We start from the raw sequence: 18258 nt of genomic DNA, 5'->3' as shown, positions 1-18258 counted from the left end.
GCCTCGGCGGATTCATCCCTTTACCAATATGTCATTCCATAAGCAGCCCAAAGACGATACCCAACACCAGAACCACCTCGACGGCACCACCAAAGTTCTGAGCGGTGACCTGCTAGAGGAAGCCTCCCGCGCCGGCCTCGACAATACGCTTCAGCGCTGGATTGAAGACCTGAAAGATGTAGACAACCCTGAGTTACACCAGCTCATCGTCGATTTGCAAGCGCTGAAAGCGCACTTTGGCGGCGGCGCGATAGATAACCGTCTGGTTGGAACGTTGCTCGGCCGCCTGGGTGAAAACACCATCAAAGCCGCGGTATTTGCCACCGGCAATACCAAGCCCCGCGTCGAAAACCTAGGGGAAGCCCTGCTAAAGGCCGCCAAGTGGGTGCAAAGCCCAACTACTACTCCCGAAGAGGATTTATCGAATAGTAATGCCAAAAGCTAGGCTAGGTTCCGACCTAGGTTAGTTGAAAACAAAAAGCCGGCTCCTTCTCAGGAGCCGGCTTTTTGAATAAAAAGCAGAGCTGAAGCGAGCTTAGCCGCGCTTCTCTTTGATTTTGGCTGCTTTGCCCGACAGGCCACGCAGGTAGAACAAACGGGCACGACGAACCTGACCGCGACGCACCAGTTCGATCTTGTCGATGTTGGGCGAAAGCAGCGGGAAAATACGCTCCGTGCCGATCTGGTTCGAAATCTTACGAACGGTGAAGGTCTCGCCGTTCGAGTTTGGGTTTTTACGCTGAATAACAACGCCCTGGAACTGCTGAATGCGCTCCTTGTTACCTTCGCGGATTTTTACGTGCACGTTGATGGTGTCACCGGCGGCGAAGGCAGGGAAGCTGGCGCGGCGCTCCTGGGATTCCTGCTGGATAAAATCGAGTAGTACGCTCATGGCTGGAAAAAACTGTAAAAGGACGGCGCCGCCGCCCAGATTATTTTTGGCTAAAGAGGCGCAAATATAGCGCTCTGTTTCGAAGATGTCAACCCTTTTCTTGAAGGATTGAATAAGTTGATGATTAAATGACCTTTACAGCGCTAGCTCGGCCATTCTGGAATTTGTTGCTAATTGATTTACTGGCTTACTCAGCCAGCAGATCGGGGCGACGCGAACGGGTGCGTTCTACGGCCTGCTCGTGCCGCCAGATCTCAATTTGCGGCGTGTTTCCGGAGAGCAGAATCTCTGGCACGTGCTGGCCACGCCATTCGGCCGGGCGCGTGTAAACCGGCGGAGCCAGCAGGTTGTCCTGGAAAGAATCGCTCAGTGCTGACTCCTCATTGCCTAGTACACCGGGTAACAAACGCACTATCGCATCAACCAGGATGGCGGCACCTAGCTCTCCACCGCTCAGCACGTAGTCGCCCAAGCTGATTTCGTGCGTGATATAGGCCTGGCGGATCCGCTCGTCGATGCCTTTGTAGTGCCCGCAAAGAATGAGCAGGTTGCCCGCCAACGACAAGCGATTCACCAGCGGCTGGCGGAGCGTTTCGCCATCAGGCGTCATGTAGATGACAGCATCATAGGAGCGCTCCGCTAGCAAACCATCTAGGCACGCTGCAATTGGCTCAACGCGCAAGACCATGCCCGCTCCACCACCAAACACATAATCATCAATCTGCCCGTGCTTGTTGATGGCAAACCGGCGCAGATCGTGCACATGGATTTCCGCTAAGCCTTTTTCCTGCGCCCGCTTCACAATGGAATGGGCGAGGGGGCTAGTCAGCAAATCGGGTTGGCACGTGACAATATCAAGGCGCATGATGGAGGGTGTAAACTAGCGTTAGCGCAGGTGCAAAGCCTAGGTTAGCAGAAGAGAATTACTGCTCGTTGGGCTCGTCCTGCTCGCGGGAGCCTGGGGTGAGATACACGTCCAGCAGACCTTCCGGCAGATTCACGTACAGCTTTCGTGCTTCCTGGTCGGCTCGCGAAATCAGCTCATCTACCACCGGAATCAGCACTTCCTTCCCCTGATAGCGCATCGCCAGCAGATCCTGCTGCGGAAGCTCGTAGAACGTTTCGACCGTACCTAGCTCACCTAGCTGCTCATCGACAACGGTGTAGCCGATTACGTCGTGGAAGTAAAATTGATCTTCTGCCAATTCCGGCAGCTCCTCAAGCGGGCGGTACAGATTGGCATTGCGCAGCGGCTCGGCCGCCTCGATCGTATCGATGCCTTTGAGCTTGAGCAACGCCCGATCGTTCGTTTGAGGCTGAACGCGCTCTACTGTGAAGGCAGTTAGCTTGCCTGGCGCCGTTGGTAGCTCCAGGTACACCGACTTCACTTTGCGGTACGCGTCCAGATTGTCTACGTCCATGAACGCAACTACCAAGCCTCGCAGGCCGTGGGGCTTTACAATGGAGCCAAGCTGATAGCAGTCGTCAATCGTCATTCTGGGAGAAGGTTAGGAGGCGATAAAAAGCTGGGGAGCTTAAGAGCAAGCCCGCGAGATGCAGGCGCTACTCTTAAACTCCCCAGCTTAGTACTGATTAACCTAGGAAGCTGCTTCTTCGGTTGCGGCGGCTTCCGTGGCTTCGCCTTCAGCGGGAGCCGGGGCAGCGGCAGCAGTAGCAGCAGCTTGCTTCTGGCGGATGGCTTCAGCGCGAGCTTCTTTCACCTTGGTTTCGGCAGCAAGCTGCGCTTTGCGTGTCTCTTCCTTGGCGGTACCCAGGGTAGTGCGCTTGCTCTCGATCTTGGCGTCTTTCTGCTCTTTCCAGTCAGCGAAGCGCTGATCGGCAACGTCTTGGGCAATAGCACCTTTGATAACACCCAGTTGCAGGTGCTTGCGGTACAGCACACCACGGTACGACAGCATAGCGCGTACAGTATCGGTAGGCTGAGCACCCTTCATGATCCAGTCGAATGCCTTGTCGGCGTCGAAGTTGATCGAAGCGGGGTTGGTATTGGGGTCGTAAGTGCCGAGTTTCTCGATGAAACGGCCGTCGCGAGGTGCGCGGGCGTCAGCTACTACGATGTCAAATTGCGCGGCTTTTTTGCGGCCACGGCGGGCAAGGCGGATTTTAACTGCCATAAACCTGGTTGGTTATGCGACGCATCCCGTGCGTCTGGTTGAAAGTGAGGCGCAAAGGTACGGAAAAGTATTCTATTGCCCAGCGCATAACTTGAATTATCCGCTGGGTAAAACTGCTCCGTCCGTGAAAGGATGACTACTGATTTGCACTATGCTATGTTAGTAGAGTTTGACTTATATAATTGGAGAATTATTAATAGATTTGATTTCATGTTAACATATTTTTAATAAATAATAAGTTTTACTAGCTTTTGAGAGTCATAGAAGTAGATGCACCTTGAAAGCTTTATCACGAAGAGACTTCCTCACAAAAAGCGCCGCTCTGGGAGCGGGTGCCTACCCGGCTCTATTAGCACTGAACCTGTTGCCGGCTGCGCCTGCCCACGCTTTTCAGCTACAGGGAAGCGGCAAAGGCAAGCACATCATCATCCTAGGGGCCGGGCTGGCTGGCATGACGTCGGCCTATGAGCTGACAAAGCTAGGCTACCAGTGTACCGTGCTAGAGGCGCGCACGCGCACCGGCGGCCGATGTTGGAGCATTCGCAACGGTGCTATTGCCGCCGAAACAACCAACCCGCAACAGGTAGCTAGGTTCGATAATGGGCTGTACTTCAACGCCGGACCATCGCGCATTCCGCACCACCATCAGCTCACGATGCACTACTGCCGGGAGCTGAGCGTGCCGCTGGAAGTGTACAACAACGTCAACGAGAACACCTACTACTACGCCGAAGGCAAAGGGCCTTTATCAAACAAAAAAGTGCGCGCCCGCGAAGTTCATAACGATATGCGGGGCTATATGAGCGAGCTGCTCGCCAAAGCCGTCGACCAGCGCAAACTCGATACCGGCCTGAGCCAGGAGGATGCTGCGAAAGTCATTGAGTATCTGAGGGCGGAAGGAGGATTGGATATTGATAAGCTCTACAAGGCCTCAGCCCGGCGGGGCTACCTGGAAGCGCCGGGAGCCGGCACAAAAAGCGGAAAGCTAGGTGACCCGCTTAAGCTGGCCGAAATAATTCAGTCGGGCCTGCTTGATCCGGACTTCTACAACGTTGCCGAGTACACTTATGAACTGCAAATGACCATGTTTCAGGCCGTCGGCGGCATGGATCAGATTGCGAAGGCGCTGGAGAAGCGAGTAGTGACCAGCCTGAACCTAGGTGCCGAAGTAACGGCTATCCAGAACCAGGCAGAAGGAGTGAAGGTCACTTATAAAGACCAGAAAGGCACGCACGAGCTGACGGGTGATCTGTGCATTTGCACCTTGCCCTTGCCCGTGTTGAGCAACATCAACCACAACTTCTCTTCTGATGTGAGCCGGGCCATCGACTTTGTGCCCTACATCCAGACCGGCAAGATTGGCTTGCAGTTCAAGCGGCGCTTTTGGGAGGAGGATGAGCAGATTTTTGGGGGTATCACGCACACCAACAACGATCTGACGCAGATCTTTTATCCTTCCTACGACTACCTGGGCAAAAAAGGAATTCTGATTGGCTACTACAACTTCAACGAAAAGGCGAAGAAGGTCGGCGAGCTTACGTATCAGGAGCGGGAAAAGCTAGCTCTGCAAAAGGGGCAGCTCATTCATCCGCAATACCCTAGGGAGTTTGAGCAGTCCTTTTCCGTGAGCTGGCACAAGCTGCCCTACAGCCTGGGTGGCTGGGCCTTGTACGGTTCCGATGAACGCAAAATTCACTACGCGGCGCTACTCAAGCCCGAGAAGAACGTGTATTTCGCCGGGGAGCACACTACGTACCTAACGGCTTGGATGGCGGGCGCTTTCGAATCGGCGCGTAGTGTGGTGGCCGCCGTACACGGGCGCCTGAGCGAGCAGCGGCTCAGCTATCCGAGCGTCGGCAGCAACTAGCGGAGCACGATCTACAACCTGAAACCTCTTAACGAACACTACATGGCTACCTCTATGAATCGACGTATCTGGCTGAAGTCGGGTGCGCTCCTGGCCGGCGGGCTAACCTTTTTGCCCGATGGGCTTGCGGCCTTTGCGGCCCGTTCGGCTGTTCTCGACAGCCCAAAGCAGCTGACCGATGAAGCCGCCGTGCTGGAAGGGCCGCCGCAGCTAAAAGCTAGGTTGCTGGCGAACGAAAATCCCTTTGGGCCTTCCGAAAAAGCCAGGCAAGCCATGGTCGAAGCCATGTCGACGAGCTACCAGTACCCATTTGCTTACACACGGGAGCTGGTGCAGAAGATAGCCGCGTATGAGGGCGTGACGCCCGAGCACATTATGGTCGAGGCGGGGTCCAGCCCGTTGCTGCAAGCGGCGGCCATCTACTACGCGCAAAAAGGCGGCGCCATCATCACCGGCGACCCATCGTACCGCGACTTGCCCGACAGCGCCAAGGATCTGAGCGCGATCATCGTGGAAGTGCCGCTCACCAAGGACTACAAGCTAGATCTGGAGGCAATGGAGCAGAAAGTAGGCAGCGGCACTGCCTTGATGTATCTGTGCAACCCCAACAACCCGACGGGCACGATGCTGGACACGGCCAAGCTGAAGGCCTTCTGCGAACGGGTGTCGAAGAAGGTACCCATCTTCATCGACGAAGCTTACATCGACTACGTGCCCAACCCGCAGGCAACTACCATGATTGAGGCCGTGAAGAAGGGGCAGAATGTTATTGTAGCGCGCACCTTCTCCAAGCTGTATGGCTTTGCCGGCCTGCGGGTGGGCTACATCGTGGCGCAGCCCGCAACAATTAAGCTGCTGAGCAAATATGCCGTGGGTGGTATGAGCATCTCGGCGCCGGCTATTCGGGGCGCTTTGGTGAGCTACCAGGATCAGGAGTTTATGAAAGATACTTTGCAGAAGACCTTGACTTCCAAGGAGTTTTTGTACGAAACCCTGAAGAAGGAAGGCTATGAATACATTCCTTCGGTCACCAACTTCGTGATGTTTCCGCTCAAGATGGATGGCAAGCGCTTCGTGGAGGAGATGGCGCGGCGTGGGGTCGGGATTCGCAACTGGAAGTTCAACAACCAGGAGTGGTGCCGCGTGAGCATCGGCCGCATGGATGAAATGCAGGCCTTCGCCGACGCCTTCAAGCAGCTATCCTAGCTCTGATTACCTGACCAAGACATTTATAACCATGCACAAACGCTTACTTATCCTAGCTTTCTCTTTGCTCGGGGCAGGTGCCTTGCAGGCGCAAACCAATCCGCTCACGCTCGACGAGTACAAGAAAGCCAAAGCTTTCCAAATCAAAGACCCGGATACGGAAACCTACGTCAAGTTTGAAAACACGTACATTCTGGATCGTTATGAGATGCGCAAGCCCTACTTTATTACGGGCGACGATGGGTTGAAAAAGCGCATGGACCTCTACAAGCTGCTCGCCAAAGAAGGTATGCAGGAGCTAGGTTTGCTGGTGCTTTATACCAACGAGAAAGGCAAGCGCTATCAGGCGCTGGTGCCCGATTTCACGGCCGACGGCAAAGTGTGGGAGCAGTACTTTGAGGACATTCACGCCATCGACAAGGAAGAGAAAAACTTCGTGCTGAAGCTTTCCTATGTGCTGTCGAAGGAGATGAGTTTTCAGCAGTACAAGAACATCAACCAGGGCAAAGACCTGAAGCTGGAATCGGCCACGTACGGCAACGATATCTGCTTCCCCGGCGACCAAGAAGTGGCCATGGAAAATGGCAGCAGAAAGCTGCTGCGCGACATTCGCCCCGGCGACCGGGTAGTGACGGTTGACCCGCAAACCAGGCATGCTACCATTACGCAGGTGAAAGAGCTGGTAGCCCACGAAGCGCATAACTATGCCATTACGCGCCTGGTCACGGTTGCAGCGCGGGAGGTAGCCAGCCCCGCGGCCACGGAAGTGCGCCTGACCAACCAAGTGCTTGAAGCCACGCCAAACCACCCCATGATGACCCGCAGTGGGCAAAAGAAGATGGGTGAGATTCAGGAAGGGGAGGAAGTCTTATGCTTCAACAAAGCCACCAAAACCTACGAGCCCTACACCGTATTGCAGAAGAAGGAGTACGCCGGCGGCGTGCAAAAAGTGTACAACATGGTAGCGGCGGAAGGCACCACATTCCTGATGAACGGCGTGATGGTGATGCAGAAGTAAACCTGTCATTCCGACCGTAGGGAGGAATCTGAGAAAACCGTTCTGGCCAGTTACATCAGATTCCTCCCTACGGTCGGAATGACAAACAAAAAAGGCGGCTCCTGTGCAGGAGCCGCCTTTTTCTATGAAACCTAGGTTTAGTTACGCCGCCATGCGAGCCGCAACTTTCTCCTTGCGCTTGATCTTAACGATACCCACTTTATCCATCGTCCAGATGAACATGTAGGTTGGATCGAACTCCCACCATTTCACACCGAAGTTAACGCGCATGGGCAGCTTATGGTGGTTGTTCTGAAACAGCTCACCGAACGCCAGGAAGTCCAGGGCCAGCGTATTCTTGGAATGGTCGTGGTTGTCGAAGTTCTGGTAGCCGTATTTGTGGCCGCCCCAGTTCACGATAGCGCCGTGCAACGGACCCATCAGGAAGTGAATTGGGAGCAGCAGGTACATCCACCAGGCCGTAGCGAAGTTGATGTAGAACAGCACATATGCCGTGCCCCAACCGAGGCGTGAGTACCACTTATCACCTAGGTTTTCAATGGCATTCCACTCTGGGTAGTCACCTTCAAAACGTTCAGCTAGCTCGTATTTCCGGTTTAGTACATCGTTGTAGATGTTCTTCGTCTTCCACATCATCGTGAAGGCATTCGAGGAGAACAGCGGCGAGTGCGGGTCCAGCTCCGTGTCGGAGTAGGCGTGGTGCATGCGGTGCAGCAGCGCATAAGCCCGCGGCGACAGGAACGACGAACCTTGGCAGATATAGGTGAACAGGAAGAAGAACTTCTCCCAGAACTTGTTCATCGTAAACATCTTGTGCGCCGCATAACGGTGCAGGTAGAAGGTCTGCGTGAACAGCGAAAGGTAGTAGTGGGCAATGAAGAAAACGAGTATAGGCATGGGCCAAAAAAGGTTAGGAACGCATTCGGGGAGCAACGAGCCGCCGCCCGCTAAAGCCAAATAGGAACAGAGAAGTTCATATTGGTTTCACAAACCTACTGCCAGTGCTGCGGGAGTTCAATATATAGCAGAAAAAGACCAAAATCTTGTTCAGGTCCAACTTAATGCACAACCTCAGCACGCCGTCAGAACGGCTACTTACCGGTGGTGGAGGCTAGCGCACTGCCTGAAAAAGCAGGCCGCAGGAGTTGGGTCGGTTAGCTAAACAGCTCGCGGGCTGCTTCCCAGTGTGCCATGTCCGGTACGGGCGCCTCAAAGGTCATCGGTTCTTTCGTGACGGGATGCTGCAACTCCAGCCGCCGGGCGTGCAGTGCAATGCTGACGTCGGGCAGGGGTGCCAGAAAACCATATTTCACATCTCCCACAATGGGCGTACCCAGGCCCGTAGCAAGCTGCACCCGAATCTGGTGCGGGCGACCCGTAATCGGGTTCACCTGGATCAGGTAGCGGTTGCCTGCCTGACCTAGCAGCTCGTAATCCAATTCTGCCTTAAGGCCTTGAGGATGCGCTGAGGAGTAAGCCTTGGTGACGTTGCGGATAGGATCTTTCACCAGCCAGTGGACCAAATGCCCTTTCTCCTGCTCCGGGCGTTTGCCGACCAGCGCCCAATAGGTTTTGTGCACGGTATTGTCGCGGAACATCTCGTTCAGGCGGCTTAGGGCTTTGCTGGTTTTGGCCATGGCCACCACGCCGCTCACCGGCCGATCGAGGCGGTGCGCTACCCCGATGAACGCGGCGCCGGGCTTCTTGTACTTGAAGCGTAGGTATTCGGCTGCCTTAGCCGAAAGCGGCTCGTCGCCCGTCGCATCGCCTTGCACGAGCATACCCGCGGGCTTGTTAAGAATAAGTAAGTGATTGTCTTCAAACAGAATTTCGTTCTGCTCGGACCACAAGTTAGGACGGTTCACTAGTTGGCAATGAACAATTAATAATGAGCAATGAACAATTATCAGTTGTCAATGAGCGCTTATACTTGATAATGGCAATCAATTGCTCACTGCTCATTGATAATTGTTCATTGGATTAGTACGCTTCCTGTTCGCTTGGGAAGTCGCGGTTCTTTACGTCCTGTACGTAGTGTTGCACGGCCTCGCTCATGATTTCGTGCAGATCAGCGTAGCGGCGCAGAAAACGCGGTTTAAACTCTTTGTTGATACCTAGCATATCGTGCACCACCAGCACCTGCCCATCTACGTGGGGGCCCGCGCCGATACCGATAACCGGAATGGTAAGCTGCTCGGCTACTTGTTTGGCCAGAGACGAGGGAATCTTCTCCAACACTACGGCAAAGCAACCTAGCTCTTGCAGAAGCTTAGCGTCTTCCAGAAGCTTCTGAGCTTCAGCTTCTTCTTTGGCTCGCACGCTGTAGGTGCCAAACTTATAGATGCTTTGCGGGGTGAGACCTAGGTGCCCCATCACCGGGATGCCGGCCGTGAGAATGCGCGTGATGGATTCCTTGATTTCGGCGCCGCCTTCCAGCTTGATGCCGTGGCCGCCCGATTCCTTCATGATCCGGATAGCGGAGCGCAGCGCTTCCGAAGAGTTGCCCTGGTAAGAGCCGAATGGCATGTCCACCACCACAAACGCCCGCTTCACACCCCGCACGACGGAAGAAGCGTGGTAAATCATCTGGTCCAGAGTAATAGGCAGCGTCGTTTCGTGGCCGGCCATTACGTTGGAGGCCGAGTCGCCAACGAGCAGCACGTCGATGCCGGCGCCGTCCAGAATGGTGGCCATCGAAAAATCGTAGGCCGTGAGCATGGAAATTTTTTCGCCGCGCTGCTTCATGGCCAGCAGTTGGTGCGTGGTCACGAGCTTAACTTCTTTGTGCTGCGACATGAGTTTTAGTGCTTAGTGCTTGGTTGGTAGGGCTTAGCAGACATTATCCAGGTAAGATGTGCTATAGCGCGAGCCAAAACTGAAGATTTTTTTACAAACCTACGGCAACCCGGCCCCTGCGTTCATCACGGCTACCTAGGTAGTAAGCACCAATTATCAGGCACTGCACTTACCGGTTCAAGAAGCTACGGTTGCGATTTAGCTTCAGATCCTGCAACAAGCTCGACTTCGCCGCGATGGTCACGTTGTAGCCGCGCGTGTAACCGAAGGGGCGCCAGTTGCCGCTGATCTGCCAGCAGTGCAGGTCGCGGTAGAAGTCCAACGACGTGAAGGTGACGTTTTTGTTCTTGAAGTCGTAGCCAGTGCTGTAGCCGAGGCGGAAGTTCTCCGTCAGTTTCACCGAGCCACTCAAGTTGAGCGCCGCTACCGTGATGGGCACAGGCCGCAGATACCGATTAAGCACCGTCAGGCGGCTGGGGCGCGGGCCGGGGTCGGTGTAAGAGGCGCTGAACGAGCTGCTTAGCTCCCACGGAATTTCAAAGTCTACGTAGTCTTCGTACGGGTCAGCTTGTTGCGAGGCGCCGAGCACCGGGTCGTTCGTAGGGGCAACGGCGCGTTGTACGTTAGACTTTTTCTTGGGCTTGGCAGCAGGATTGAACTGGTACGACAGCTGCAAGTTGGCCGCCAAAAGGCGCGCTAAACGACCCTCGTTGAATAAATACTCGTCGATGCGGGTTCCAGTAGAATCGCGCTGATAAAAGTCAAACTGGCTGCTCAGGAGAAGGTTCAACTTACGGGCAATCTGCGTGCGGAAGCTAGCCGAAAGGGGAGCTAGTTTAAACTCAGGGGCCTCGAAGTTATAGCCAGTACCAAAGTCAAGCCCATCAATCAAGCTTACCTTTTTGAAGGGGTTTGTCCCTGTGGTGTCGTTGTTGTCGCGCACCTTCATTTCCACGGAGTTCTGAAGCGTAAAGCTGAGCTGTGAAACTTTTGCGCCCCCAGGTTGCCCGAAAATAAATCCGCTACCAATATAACGAGACAGGTAGTAGGCAGTGCTATTATTAAGCTGTGGTTGGCCGATATCCTGGTAATACAGCCGTAAAGCATCATAATTATAATAATTAGGATTACCGTAATTATTAGGCGAGAAGCTATAGGTCAAGCTAGGTGTAATCTTGTGGCGGATTGCCTCAATCTTTTTGCCTTTGATGGGCACAATACCATAGATGGTGGTACCTAGGCTTGCGCCTCCCGATATCGTACTGACCGAGCTAAACTTTCTTAATGTGTCAACCCGTATAGCGCGAACCTCTGGCACATATTGATAATCGAGTTGTTTGTTATACCACGAGGCACCATAGTTTACAGAAGGCGTAAAGCTTAGATGCTTGAGTAGTGTGTAGTTACCCAGAGAGATATTGAACCGATGCTGAATACCATTCTGTGAGTTGCGCAGAATAGGCTTCAGATTAGAAAAGTCGAAAGGAATAGTACGAGTAGTGGTACTACCTCCAATTAGGGGAAGACCATTTAGACTCTGTGGTGACTCTAAATTGGAAATCGTGTTTCTGGCGTTTACATCATAGCTGATGGAAAACTGCTCGTAGAAGCGGCCCCTAGGTGTGATGCCGAGCCATTCGTATGGATACTGGCGTGCTACCTGAACTGCAATATCAGGTAGGAGAAGCGTCATCGAACCAGATTGGGTGTTCTGGCTCTGCGAGAGATTAATAGCGTAGTTGATGGGCAAATTTCGGATTTGCTTCTGATAGCTTATCGTCGAGCTAAAAGCCGGCGTCAGATAGCGCCGCACATCGAACGAGTTCTGGCGGTTGTAGTCGTTGCTGCCGGCCTGCACGCTGGCCGAGAAGCGGCCGCCACCCGGCTTCTGCACCGGCGAGTGGCTCCAGGTAAGCCAGATGGTTTTTGGGGAGGTGAACCTGCGAGGTTCCGCATCGGTAGTAGCGGTAGTTCTTGGGAAGATGGGTTCAGCTGGTCGCTGACTGTATTGCAAGCTCAAACGGCCATTGTAGGCGTAGCGCTTGATGTACTGCATCTCGCCGGTGAGGCCAAAGCCACCAAACGACTCAGCGGCGCCGGAGTAAATATCCCCCGTGACGCGCACGCCGATGTAGTCGTTGGCCGCCCAGTAGTAGCCACCATTGCGCAAGAAAAAGCCGCGGTCGGTGGTAGAGCCAAAGGTGGGAATGATAAGCCCCGAGGCGCGCCCATTGCTATGCGTCATGGGGAAGTAGCCGAACAGGAAACCTAGGGGCGTCGGGATGTCGCCGATAACCAGGTTAAACGGTCCGGTTACGACTTTCTCGCCCGGAATTACCTTCATCTTGGTGGCATTGATGAAGAAGTGCGGATGCTCCAGGTTACACGTCGTGTAGCGCCCGTAGCGCCCGTACATCTCATTCAGGGCGTTCTTCTTGATGGTTTCGGCGTGGATGTAGCCTTCACCCTCCGACGTTACGGCTTCGGAAATTTTACCCTTCCTGGACTTGAAGTTATAGTTGATAACCCCTGCCGAGTACACGCCGCCTTCGTTATTGAACACCGGCTTGCCGCGCACCTTGCCGGTCGAGTCGGCCACGCCTTCAGCTCGCACCAGGTTGGTGCCGTAGTTCACCGTAATCAGGTCAGCCTTCAGCTCCATCTTGCCGTAGTTGACGTCGGCTTTGTTGTAGAGGTAAGCCGTCTTGCTTTGTACCTCGAAGCGGATGGAGTCCTTAGCCACGTACTTCACGGTTGTTTCCAGGGCGCCTTTACGGGGCGTTACCCGGAGCGAATCAGCAACCCGGGCCGTGTCGGCAACCACTACGGTGCGCGTAACGGCAGTGTCGCCGTTAGACAAGGGCAGGCCCGGCCGGCCATCCGGCCCCAGGCGCCTCACCCTGGCAGGCTCATCGGGTTTTTGCGGACGCTGCTGCGCCGTAGCGGCGGAAGACAGACCTAGCCAGACCAGCAGAAACGGCAGCAGCGTGGCAAGCCGAACCAGGTGGGGCAAGTAGCGAAAGGAGGGGGGGCTGAACAGCGCGGACAAGGCCACGTAGTTTTATTCGTTTATTTTGTGGCGGTTTGCAAAGGTAGCGGGTAGCTACCCCAACTAACGAACTCTGTGCGGAATATTGTCGCTCTTTGTGTTTTTGGTCTGTTATTTTTAACGGGACCATCGCAGGCCGTGGCGCCGGGTGCCCCCGGCGTGCCGCGGGCTAGGTACCGTTTGCGCACGGTGGTGCTGGATGCCGGGCACGGCGGTAAGGATCGAGGGTGCGCCGGTACCAAAGCCCGCGAGGCCGATGTAGCCTTAAAAATCGTGCTGGAAGTCGGGCGCCTCATCGAGGAAAACCTGCCCGACGTGAAGGTGATTTACACCCGCAAGACCAACGTGTTTGTGGAGCTGGCCGACCGGGCCGGCATTGCCAACAAGCACAACGCGGACCTGTTCATCTCGGTGCACTGCAACTCGGGTCCTTCGGTGGCGCATGGCACTGAGGTCTGGACGATGGGTACGGCCAAAACAGCCGCCAACTTATCGGTCGCAAAGCGCGAAAATGCTGTTATTTTGCAAGAAGATAACTACCAGGAGCGTTACAACGGCTTCGACCCGAATTCGCCCCAGAGCCATATCCTGTTTTCGCTTTACCAAAGTGCGCACGTCCAGAACAGCCTCCGCTTCGCGCAGCGGGTCGATCAGCAGTTCCGCACCAAGGTAGGGCGTGCCTCGCGCGGGGTGAAGCAGGCTGGTTTCCTGGTGCTCTGGAAATCAACGATGCCCTCGGTGCTGATCGAAGCCGGCTTCCTGACGAACCGCACCGAGGAGAACTATCTGAACGATAAAGCCGGACAGTCGTATATGGCTTCAGGTATTTATCGGGCCTTCCGGGAGTACAAAAATGAGCTGGAAGGCATGAACGAAGAGTAATAGCGCTTCGTACACATCGTGACCCGTAAGTACGTGTCAGTCAAAACCCAACCTCTTCCCGCATCCGTCGTGTCGAAAGAAATAAAAGTTTCCTTGTTGGCCATTGTTGCCTTAGTTGCTTTATACCTAGGTTTCACCTTCCTGAAGGGAAGCAACGTGCTGTCGTCTAACAAAACGTACTACGCCAAGTACGATAACGTAGATGGTCTGGCAATTGGCAACCCCGTCGTGCTCAACGGTATCAAGGTGGGGCAGGTGAAGGAGATGCAGCTGCTGCCGCAGGAGATGAACCGCGTGAAAGTTTCGGTAGAGCTAGGTAAGGATGTGATAGTGGGCGACTCCACGGTGGCTAGCTTATCCGGTTCTTTGCTGGGCAGCAAAACGATAACGCTGTTTCTGGGCAAAAACTCGAAGGTTTTTGATGGCGGCGAAGAGCTAAAGTCGTACACCGTGGCCAGCATCACCGATGCGTTTCAGGCGCGGGCCTTACCGGTGCTGGGTACCGTCGATTCGACGTTGGTAAAGGTAAACGGCTTCCTGAACAAAGATGCTAGGTTGAGCATTCAGCAAACGCTGCTGAACGCGCAGGGCTCCTCCGAAGCCCTCAAGAATTTGCTGTTGATGAACCAGCGCAACATCAACCAAATCACGACCAACATGGCGCGGCTCAGCGGCGACCTAGCCGTGACGAGCAAAAAGTTTGACCGTATTGCGGCTAACTTCAGCCAGCTGACCGATTCGCTCAAAGCCGCTCCTGTTGGGCCGGCTTTGCGTAAGATGAACCTGGCAGTAGGAGAGGCACAAACTGCTATGAGCACGCTCAATAAGTCGCTCACTAGTACAAGTGGCTCTTTGGGTAAGCTCATGAACGACGATTCGCTTTATAATAACCTGAGCGCTACAGCAGCCAGCTCCAACAACTTGCTGGTCGACCTGAAAGAAAATCCCAAGCGCTACGTGCACTTCTCTCTCATTTCGTTTGGCGGTAAAGACAAAACGAAGAAGGAAGTGACAAAGAAGCCGAATGGTGAAGTAGAGGTTGAGACGAAGAAGGTGACAACTGCGCCGCAAACCTTGCTGCCCACCGACTCTACCAAGAAAGACTAACACCTGTTCGTCATTGTCTGCAGAACTCCTACCTTTAAAATCCGCCTTCGGGCGGATTTTTTGCTTCACACCCATCCGGTGAAGTGGTGAGCTGGTGAAATGGTGAGTTTAAAACCCATTAACGGTAGAATGTAAACCCACCATTTCACCAGCTCACCACTTCACCATCTCCTCCCACCCACTCATGGACGTAGCGTTCAACAAAAACGAAGACCAACTCAAACAGCTGACGTATCAGCTGCGGCACCGCCTGCAAAAAGTAAAGCTAGGTGGCGGTGAAAAACGCATTGAAGCGCACAAAGCCAAAAGTAAGCTCACGGCTCGTGAACGAATTGAGTACTTGCTTGATAAGGATTCCGAAACCGTTGAAATCGGTGCTTTCGCTGGCGAAGGTATGTACCCCGAGGAGGGCGGCTGCCCTAGCGGGGGTGTGGTAGTCGTAATCGGCTATGTACAAGGTCGGCAGTGCGTGGTAGTAGCCAACGATGCCACTGTGAAGGCCGGGGCGTGGTTTCCGATTACGGCCAAGAAGAATCTGCGGGCGCAGGAAATCAGTATTGAAAACAAGCTGCCCATTATTTACCTCGTCGATTCGGCGGGGGTGTACCTGCCTATGCAGGACGAGATTTTTCCGGATAAGGAGCACTTCGGGCGCATCTTCCGCAACAACGCCGTGATGAGCAGCCTAGGTATCGTGCAGCTGGCCGCCATTATGGGGCCGTGCGTGGCCGGCGGCGCCTACCTACCCATCATGAGCGACGAAGCCATGATTGTGGATGGTACGGGTTCGGTATTTCTGGCAGGCTCGTATCTGGTGAAGTCGGCCATCGGCGAAACCATTGACAATGAGACCCTAGGTGGTGCCACTACGCATTCGGAAATATCAGGCGTAACCGACTACAAGTTCAAGAACGACGAAGAGTGCCTCGACCACATTCGCAACATCTTTGATAAGCTAGGTGCCCAACCGTCGGCTGGTTTCTCGCGCAAAGCACCCGCACCACCCACCGAAAACGAGCAGGAAATCTACGGCCTGCTGCCCGCCGACCGCGCCAAGCCCTACGACATGATGGACATCATCCGGCGCTTGGTCGACAACTCGGAGTTTGAACCCTATAAAGCCCTCTACGGCCAGACGCTCATCTGCGGCCTGGCTCGCATCGATGGTTGGGCCGTGGGCATTGTGGCCAACCAGCGCAAAATCGTGAAGACCAAGAAGGGCGCCATGCAGATGGGCGGCGTCATCTATTCCGACTCGGCCGATAAGGCGGCGCGCTTCATCATGAACTGCAACCAGAAGCGCATTCCGCTGGTGTTTCTGCACGATGTATCGGGCTTCATGGTGGGCTCGCAGAGTGAGCACGGCGGCATCATCAAAGACGGCGCGAAGATGGTAAATGCCATGAGCAACAGCGTGGTACCGAAGTTCACGGTCATCATCGGCAACAGCTACGGCGCCGGCAACTACGCCATGTGCGGCAAAGCCTACGACCCGCGCCTCATTGTGGCGTGGCCTACGGCGCAGCTAGCCGTGATGAGCGGAGCCGCCGCCGCCAACACGCTCCTCCAGATTCAGGTAGCTAGCCTCAAGGCCAAAGGCGAAACCATCACGCCGGAAGCAGAGAAGGAACTGTTGGATAAAATCAAAGCCCGCTACGACGAGCAGCTCTCGCCCTACTACGCGGCAGCTAGGTTGTGGGTCGATGCCATTATCGACCCGCTGGAAACGCGCAAGGTGATTTCTGAGGGTATTGCTATGGCGAATCACGCGCCGATTGAGAAGCCGTTTAATGTAGGCGTGATTCAGGTGTAGAGAAGGTTGTAGGGCTTGCTAATAACGCAATTGAAATTCTCGAGTGTCCTTTATTAGTTGCATTAGAGAATATGGCTCGCTCATATCGTCGTACTCCTGTTTTTGCAATAACAAATGCCAAATCAGAGAAGCAAGACAAACGTAAAGCAAACAGGTTACTTCGCCGCAAAGTGCGTCAGGGAGACATTTACTTGGTTTTACGAGAAGTTAGTAACGTCTGGAGTTTTAGTAAAGACGGTAAGAACTTCTGGCAATTTGCTGCGGCTCAACATATGCGTAAATAGCTCGTCACAGTCGCTAAGTAATGCTTATGATTTAACTAATAGCGTTGTGCGTCCACGTATACCCATTATTGCCTAAGGTTGAAGCTGCTGAGTGTATAACAACCTCTTCAAACCGGCTACAACCCAACGAGCGGGTGAACGATACCGCACTTCTCAAGTGTTTCCGGAGTATGAAAACCTAGCCGGTTTCGTGTCGTAGCGGCACGGAACCGGTTTTTCCTATTTCACCGTACGATGAATGATGAACAGGGTGTGGCGCAAGCCGACCTAGCTAAGTATAATGACGAACAAAGAGATTAAAGCCCTTATTTCCCTGCTCGACGATCCGGAAGTTGCGCCCCAGATCCAGGACAAGATTCAGTCGTTGGGCGAGAGTATCATTCCGTTTTTGGAGGAGTCGTGGGAGGAAAGCCTGGACCCTAAGCAGCAGGAGCGGCTGGAAGACCTGATTCATAATCTGCAATTCGACGCCTTGCAGCAGCGCCTGCGGGTTTGGCGCGATTCAGGCGGCGAGAACCTGCTGGAAGGCATGTGGCTGCTCAACAGCTACCAATACCCGGATGCTGATTTTCAGGCCTTGAACCGGGCCATCGAGCAACTGCGCTTCGAAGCCTGGACCCTTATGCGTCCTGATATGCACCCAGCCGACCAGGTGCAGGTGCTGAACCATGTGCTGTTTCGCAACCACCGCTTCGCCGCGAATACCCAGAATTTTCACTCGCCGGCCAACTCCATGCTCCACTTGGTGCTGGAAACGCGGCGTGGCAATCCGCTGACGCTCTGCGTGATTTATATGCTGGTGGCGCAGCGCCTGCACCTGCCTGTCTATGGCGTAAACCTGCCGAACCTGTTTGTGCTGACGTATCGGCCCGAAATCCGGAAGGTGGAGCCATTCTACATCAACTGCTACAACCGCGGTCTTATCCTCTCCCGCGCTGATATTGAGCACTATGTGTTGCAGCTGAATCTGTCCTCCAACGATATTTTCTATGAGCCTTGCTCGCACCTTGACATTGTGCGCCGGGCTTTGCGCAACCTGATGCTGAGCTTCGAGAAGATGCAGGAACCCGCCAAAGCGGCTGAAGTTGGAAAGCTGCTGGCTATTCTCACGGATGACGCGCCATCGACCGACGACGACGAAGACGACGAGTAAAACCTAGGTAGTGCATCCAAAGAAAAAGCCCGACTTGCTGAACCTAGGTTCAGCAA

At 54.3% G+C, this 18258-nt stretch carries 17 protein-coding genes; 9 read left to right on the top strand and 8 right to left on the bottom strand.

Features of this window, described 5'->3' with window-relative positions; genetic code table 11:
- Positions 1-28: 28 nt before the first annotated feature.
- Positions 29-445, top strand: a complete 417-nt coding sequence (locus tag IEX74_RS01370; protein ID WP_188810187.1) for a hypothetical protein — start codon at positions 29-31, stop codon at positions 443-445.
- A 90-nt stretch (positions 446-535) separates the two neighbouring features.
- Here the strand turns inward: IEX74_RS01370 and rplS are convergent, their stop codons facing one another.
- From rplS to IEX74_RS01350, 4 genes are all read right to left on the bottom strand, one after another.
- A complete protein-coding gene (gene rplS / locus IEX74_RS01365; protein WP_188810185.1) occupies positions 536-892 on the bottom strand; it encodes a 50S ribosomal protein L19 in 357 nt (118 codons plus the stop codon).
- A gap of 187 nt (positions 893-1079) precedes the next feature.
- On the bottom strand, positions 1080-1757 hold the full coding sequence (trmD, locus tag IEX74_RS01360) for a tRNA (guanosine(37)-N1)-methyltransferase TrmD (RefSeq protein WP_188810184.1): 678 nt from the start codon (positions 1755-1757) through the stop codon (positions 1080-1082).
- A gap of 58 nt (positions 1758-1815) precedes the next feature.
- Positions 1816-2388: a ribosome maturation factor RimM gene (gene rimM / locus IEX74_RS01355; protein ID WP_188810183.1), complete on the bottom strand. Its 573-nt coding sequence runs from the start codon at positions 2386-2388 to the stop codon at positions 1816-1818.
- A 102-nt stretch (positions 2389-2490) separates the two neighbouring features.
- On the bottom strand, positions 2491-3027 hold the full coding sequence (locus IEX74_RS01350; protein ID WP_188810182.1) for a 30S ribosomal protein S16: 537 nt from the start codon (positions 3025-3027) through the stop codon (positions 2491-2493).
- 277 nt (positions 3028-3304) lie between these two features.
- On the opposite strand from IEX74_RS01350, the gene IEX74_RS01345 reads away from it, so the two are divergent.
- Genes IEX74_RS01345 through IEX74_RS01335 form a run of 3 tightly spaced genes read left to right on the top strand, consistent with a single transcriptional unit; the run spans position 3305 to position 7118 of the window.
- The gene (locus IEX74_RS01345) at positions 3305-4894 is read left to right on the top strand and encodes a flavin monoamine oxidase family protein (protein WP_188810181.1); all 1590 of its coding nucleotides are present in this window, start codon (positions 3305-3307) and stop codon (positions 4892-4894) included.
- Positions 4895-4948: 54 nt separating this feature from the next.
- Positions 4949-6100, top strand: a complete 1152-nt coding sequence (locus IEX74_RS01340) for a pyridoxal phosphate-dependent aminotransferase (protein WP_188810180.1) — start codon at positions 4949-4951, stop codon at positions 6098-6100.
- Between the two features lie 31 nt (positions 6101-6131).
- Entirely contained in the window at positions 6132-7118 is a 987-nt protein-coding gene (locus IEX74_RS01335) for a Hint domain-containing protein (RefSeq protein ID WP_188810179.1), read from the top strand.
- Positions 7119-7259: 141 nt separating this feature from the next.
- Here IEX74_RS01335 and IEX74_RS01330 read toward each other — a convergent pair whose 3' ends face one another.
- From IEX74_RS01330 to IEX74_RS01315, 4 genes are all read right to left on the bottom strand, one after another.
- Positions 7260-8015 carry an acyl-CoA desaturase gene (locus tag IEX74_RS01330; protein WP_188810178.1) on the bottom strand — a complete coding sequence of 252 codons (756 nt, stop codon included), beginning with the start codon at positions 8013-8015 and terminating at the stop codon, positions 7260-7262.
- Positions 8016-8272: 257 nt separating this feature from the next.
- Positions 8273-8983 carry an RluA family pseudouridine synthase gene (locus IEX74_RS01325; protein ID WP_188810177.1) on the bottom strand — a complete coding sequence of 237 codons (711 nt, stop codon included), beginning with the start codon at positions 8981-8983 and terminating at the stop codon, positions 8273-8275.
- Positions 8984-9098: 115 nt separating this feature from the next.
- A complete protein-coding gene (gene panB / locus IEX74_RS01320) occupies positions 9099-9914 on the bottom strand; it encodes a 3-methyl-2-oxobutanoate hydroxymethyltransferase (RefSeq protein ID WP_188810176.1) in 816 nt (271 codons plus the stop codon).
- 169 nt (positions 9915-10083) lie between these two features.
- Positions 10084-12927: a putative LPS assembly protein LptD gene (locus IEX74_RS01315; protein WP_188810175.1), complete on the bottom strand. Its 2844-nt coding sequence runs from the start codon at positions 12925-12927 to the stop codon at positions 10084-10086.
- Between the two features lie 111 nt (positions 12928-13038).
- Between IEX74_RS01315 and IEX74_RS01310 the strand changes: the two genes are divergently transcribed.
- The 5 genes from IEX74_RS01310 (at position 13039) to IEX74_RS01290 (ending at position 18202) form a co-directional block, all read left to right on the top strand.
- Complete coding sequence (locus tag IEX74_RS01310) at positions 13039-13845, top strand: N-acetylmuramoyl-L-alanine amidase family protein (protein ID WP_188810174.1); 807 nt, start codon at positions 13039-13041, stop codon at positions 13843-13845.
- 69 nt (positions 13846-13914) lie between these two features.
- Positions 13915-14952, top strand: a complete 1038-nt coding sequence (locus IEX74_RS01305) for an MlaD family protein (protein WP_188810173.1) — start codon at positions 13915-13917, stop codon at positions 14950-14952.
- Between the two features lie 184 nt (positions 14953-15136).
- Positions 15137-16765, top strand: coding sequence for an acyl-CoA carboxylase subunit beta (locus IEX74_RS01300; RefSeq protein ID WP_188810172.1), 1629 nt, complete (start codon positions 15137-15139; stop codon positions 16763-16765).
- 71 nt (positions 16766-16836) lie between these two features.
- A complete protein-coding gene (locus IEX74_RS01295; protein WP_188810171.1) occupies positions 16837-17049 on the top strand; it encodes a hypothetical protein in 213 nt (70 codons plus the stop codon).
- A gap of 280 nt (positions 17050-17329) precedes the next feature.
- Positions 17330-18202, top strand: a complete 873-nt coding sequence (locus tag IEX74_RS01290; protein ID WP_188810170.1) for a transglutaminase-like domain-containing protein — start codon at positions 17330-17332, stop codon at positions 18200-18202.
- Positions 18203-18258: the final 56 nt, after the last annotated feature.

This window comes from Hymenobacter cavernae, from assembly GCF_014641455.1.
In the GTDB taxonomy this organism is placed as follows: Bacteria; Bacteroidota; Bacteroidia; order Cytophagales; family Hymenobacteraceae; genus Hymenobacter; species Hymenobacter cavernae.
The sequence above is the reverse complement of the archived record's forward strand: the minus strand, read 5'-3'. Positions and strand labels throughout refer to the sequence as shown.

Excerpts from the sequence above, each read along its gene's own strand:
- panB (WP_188810176.1), bottom strand. The coding sequence starts at position 9,914 with ATGTCGCAGCACAAAGAAGTTAAGCTCGTGACCACGCACCAACTGCTG.
- IEX74_RS01330 (WP_188810178.1), bottom strand. The coding sequence starts at position 8,015 with ATGCCTATACTCGTTTTCTTCATTGCCCACTACTACCTTTCGCTGTTC.
- rplS (WP_188810185.1), bottom strand. The coding sequence starts at position 892 with ATGAGCGTACTACTCGATTTTATCCAGCAGGAATCCCAGGAGCGCCGC.
- IEX74_RS01300 (WP_188810172.1), top strand. The coding sequence starts at position 15,137 with ATGGACGTAGCGTTCAACAAAAACGAAGACCAACTCAAACAGCTGACG.
- trmD (WP_188810184.1), bottom strand. The coding sequence starts at position 1,757 with ATGCGCCTTGATATTGTCACGTGCCAACCCGATTTGCTGACTAGCCCC.
- IEX74_RS01335 (WP_188810179.1), top strand. The coding sequence starts at position 6,132 with ATGCACAAACGCTTACTTATCCTAGCTTTCTCTTTGCTCGGGGCAGGT.
- IEX74_RS01340 (WP_188810180.1), top strand. The coding sequence starts at position 4,949 with ATGAATCGACGTATCTGGCTGAAGTCGGGTGCGCTCCTGGCCGGCGGG.
- IEX74_RS01350 (WP_188810182.1), bottom strand. The coding sequence starts at position 3,027 with ATGGCAGTTAAAATCCGCCTTGCCCGCCGTGGCCGCAAAAAAGCCGCG.
- rimM (WP_188810183.1), bottom strand. The coding sequence starts at position 2,388 with ATGACGATTGACGACTGCTATCAGCTTGGCTCCATTGTAAAGCCCCAC.
- IEX74_RS01295 (WP_188810171.1), top strand. The coding sequence starts at position 16,837 with ATGGCTCGCTCATATCGTCGTACTCCTGTTTTTGCAATAACAAATGCC.
- IEX74_RS01290 (WP_188810170.1), top strand. The coding sequence starts at position 17,330 with ATGACGAACAAAGAGATTAAAGCCCTTATTTCCCTGCTCGACGATCCG.
- IEX74_RS01370 (WP_188810187.1), top strand. The coding sequence starts at position 29 with ATGTCATTCCATAAGCAGCCCAAAGACGATACCCAACACCAGAACCAC.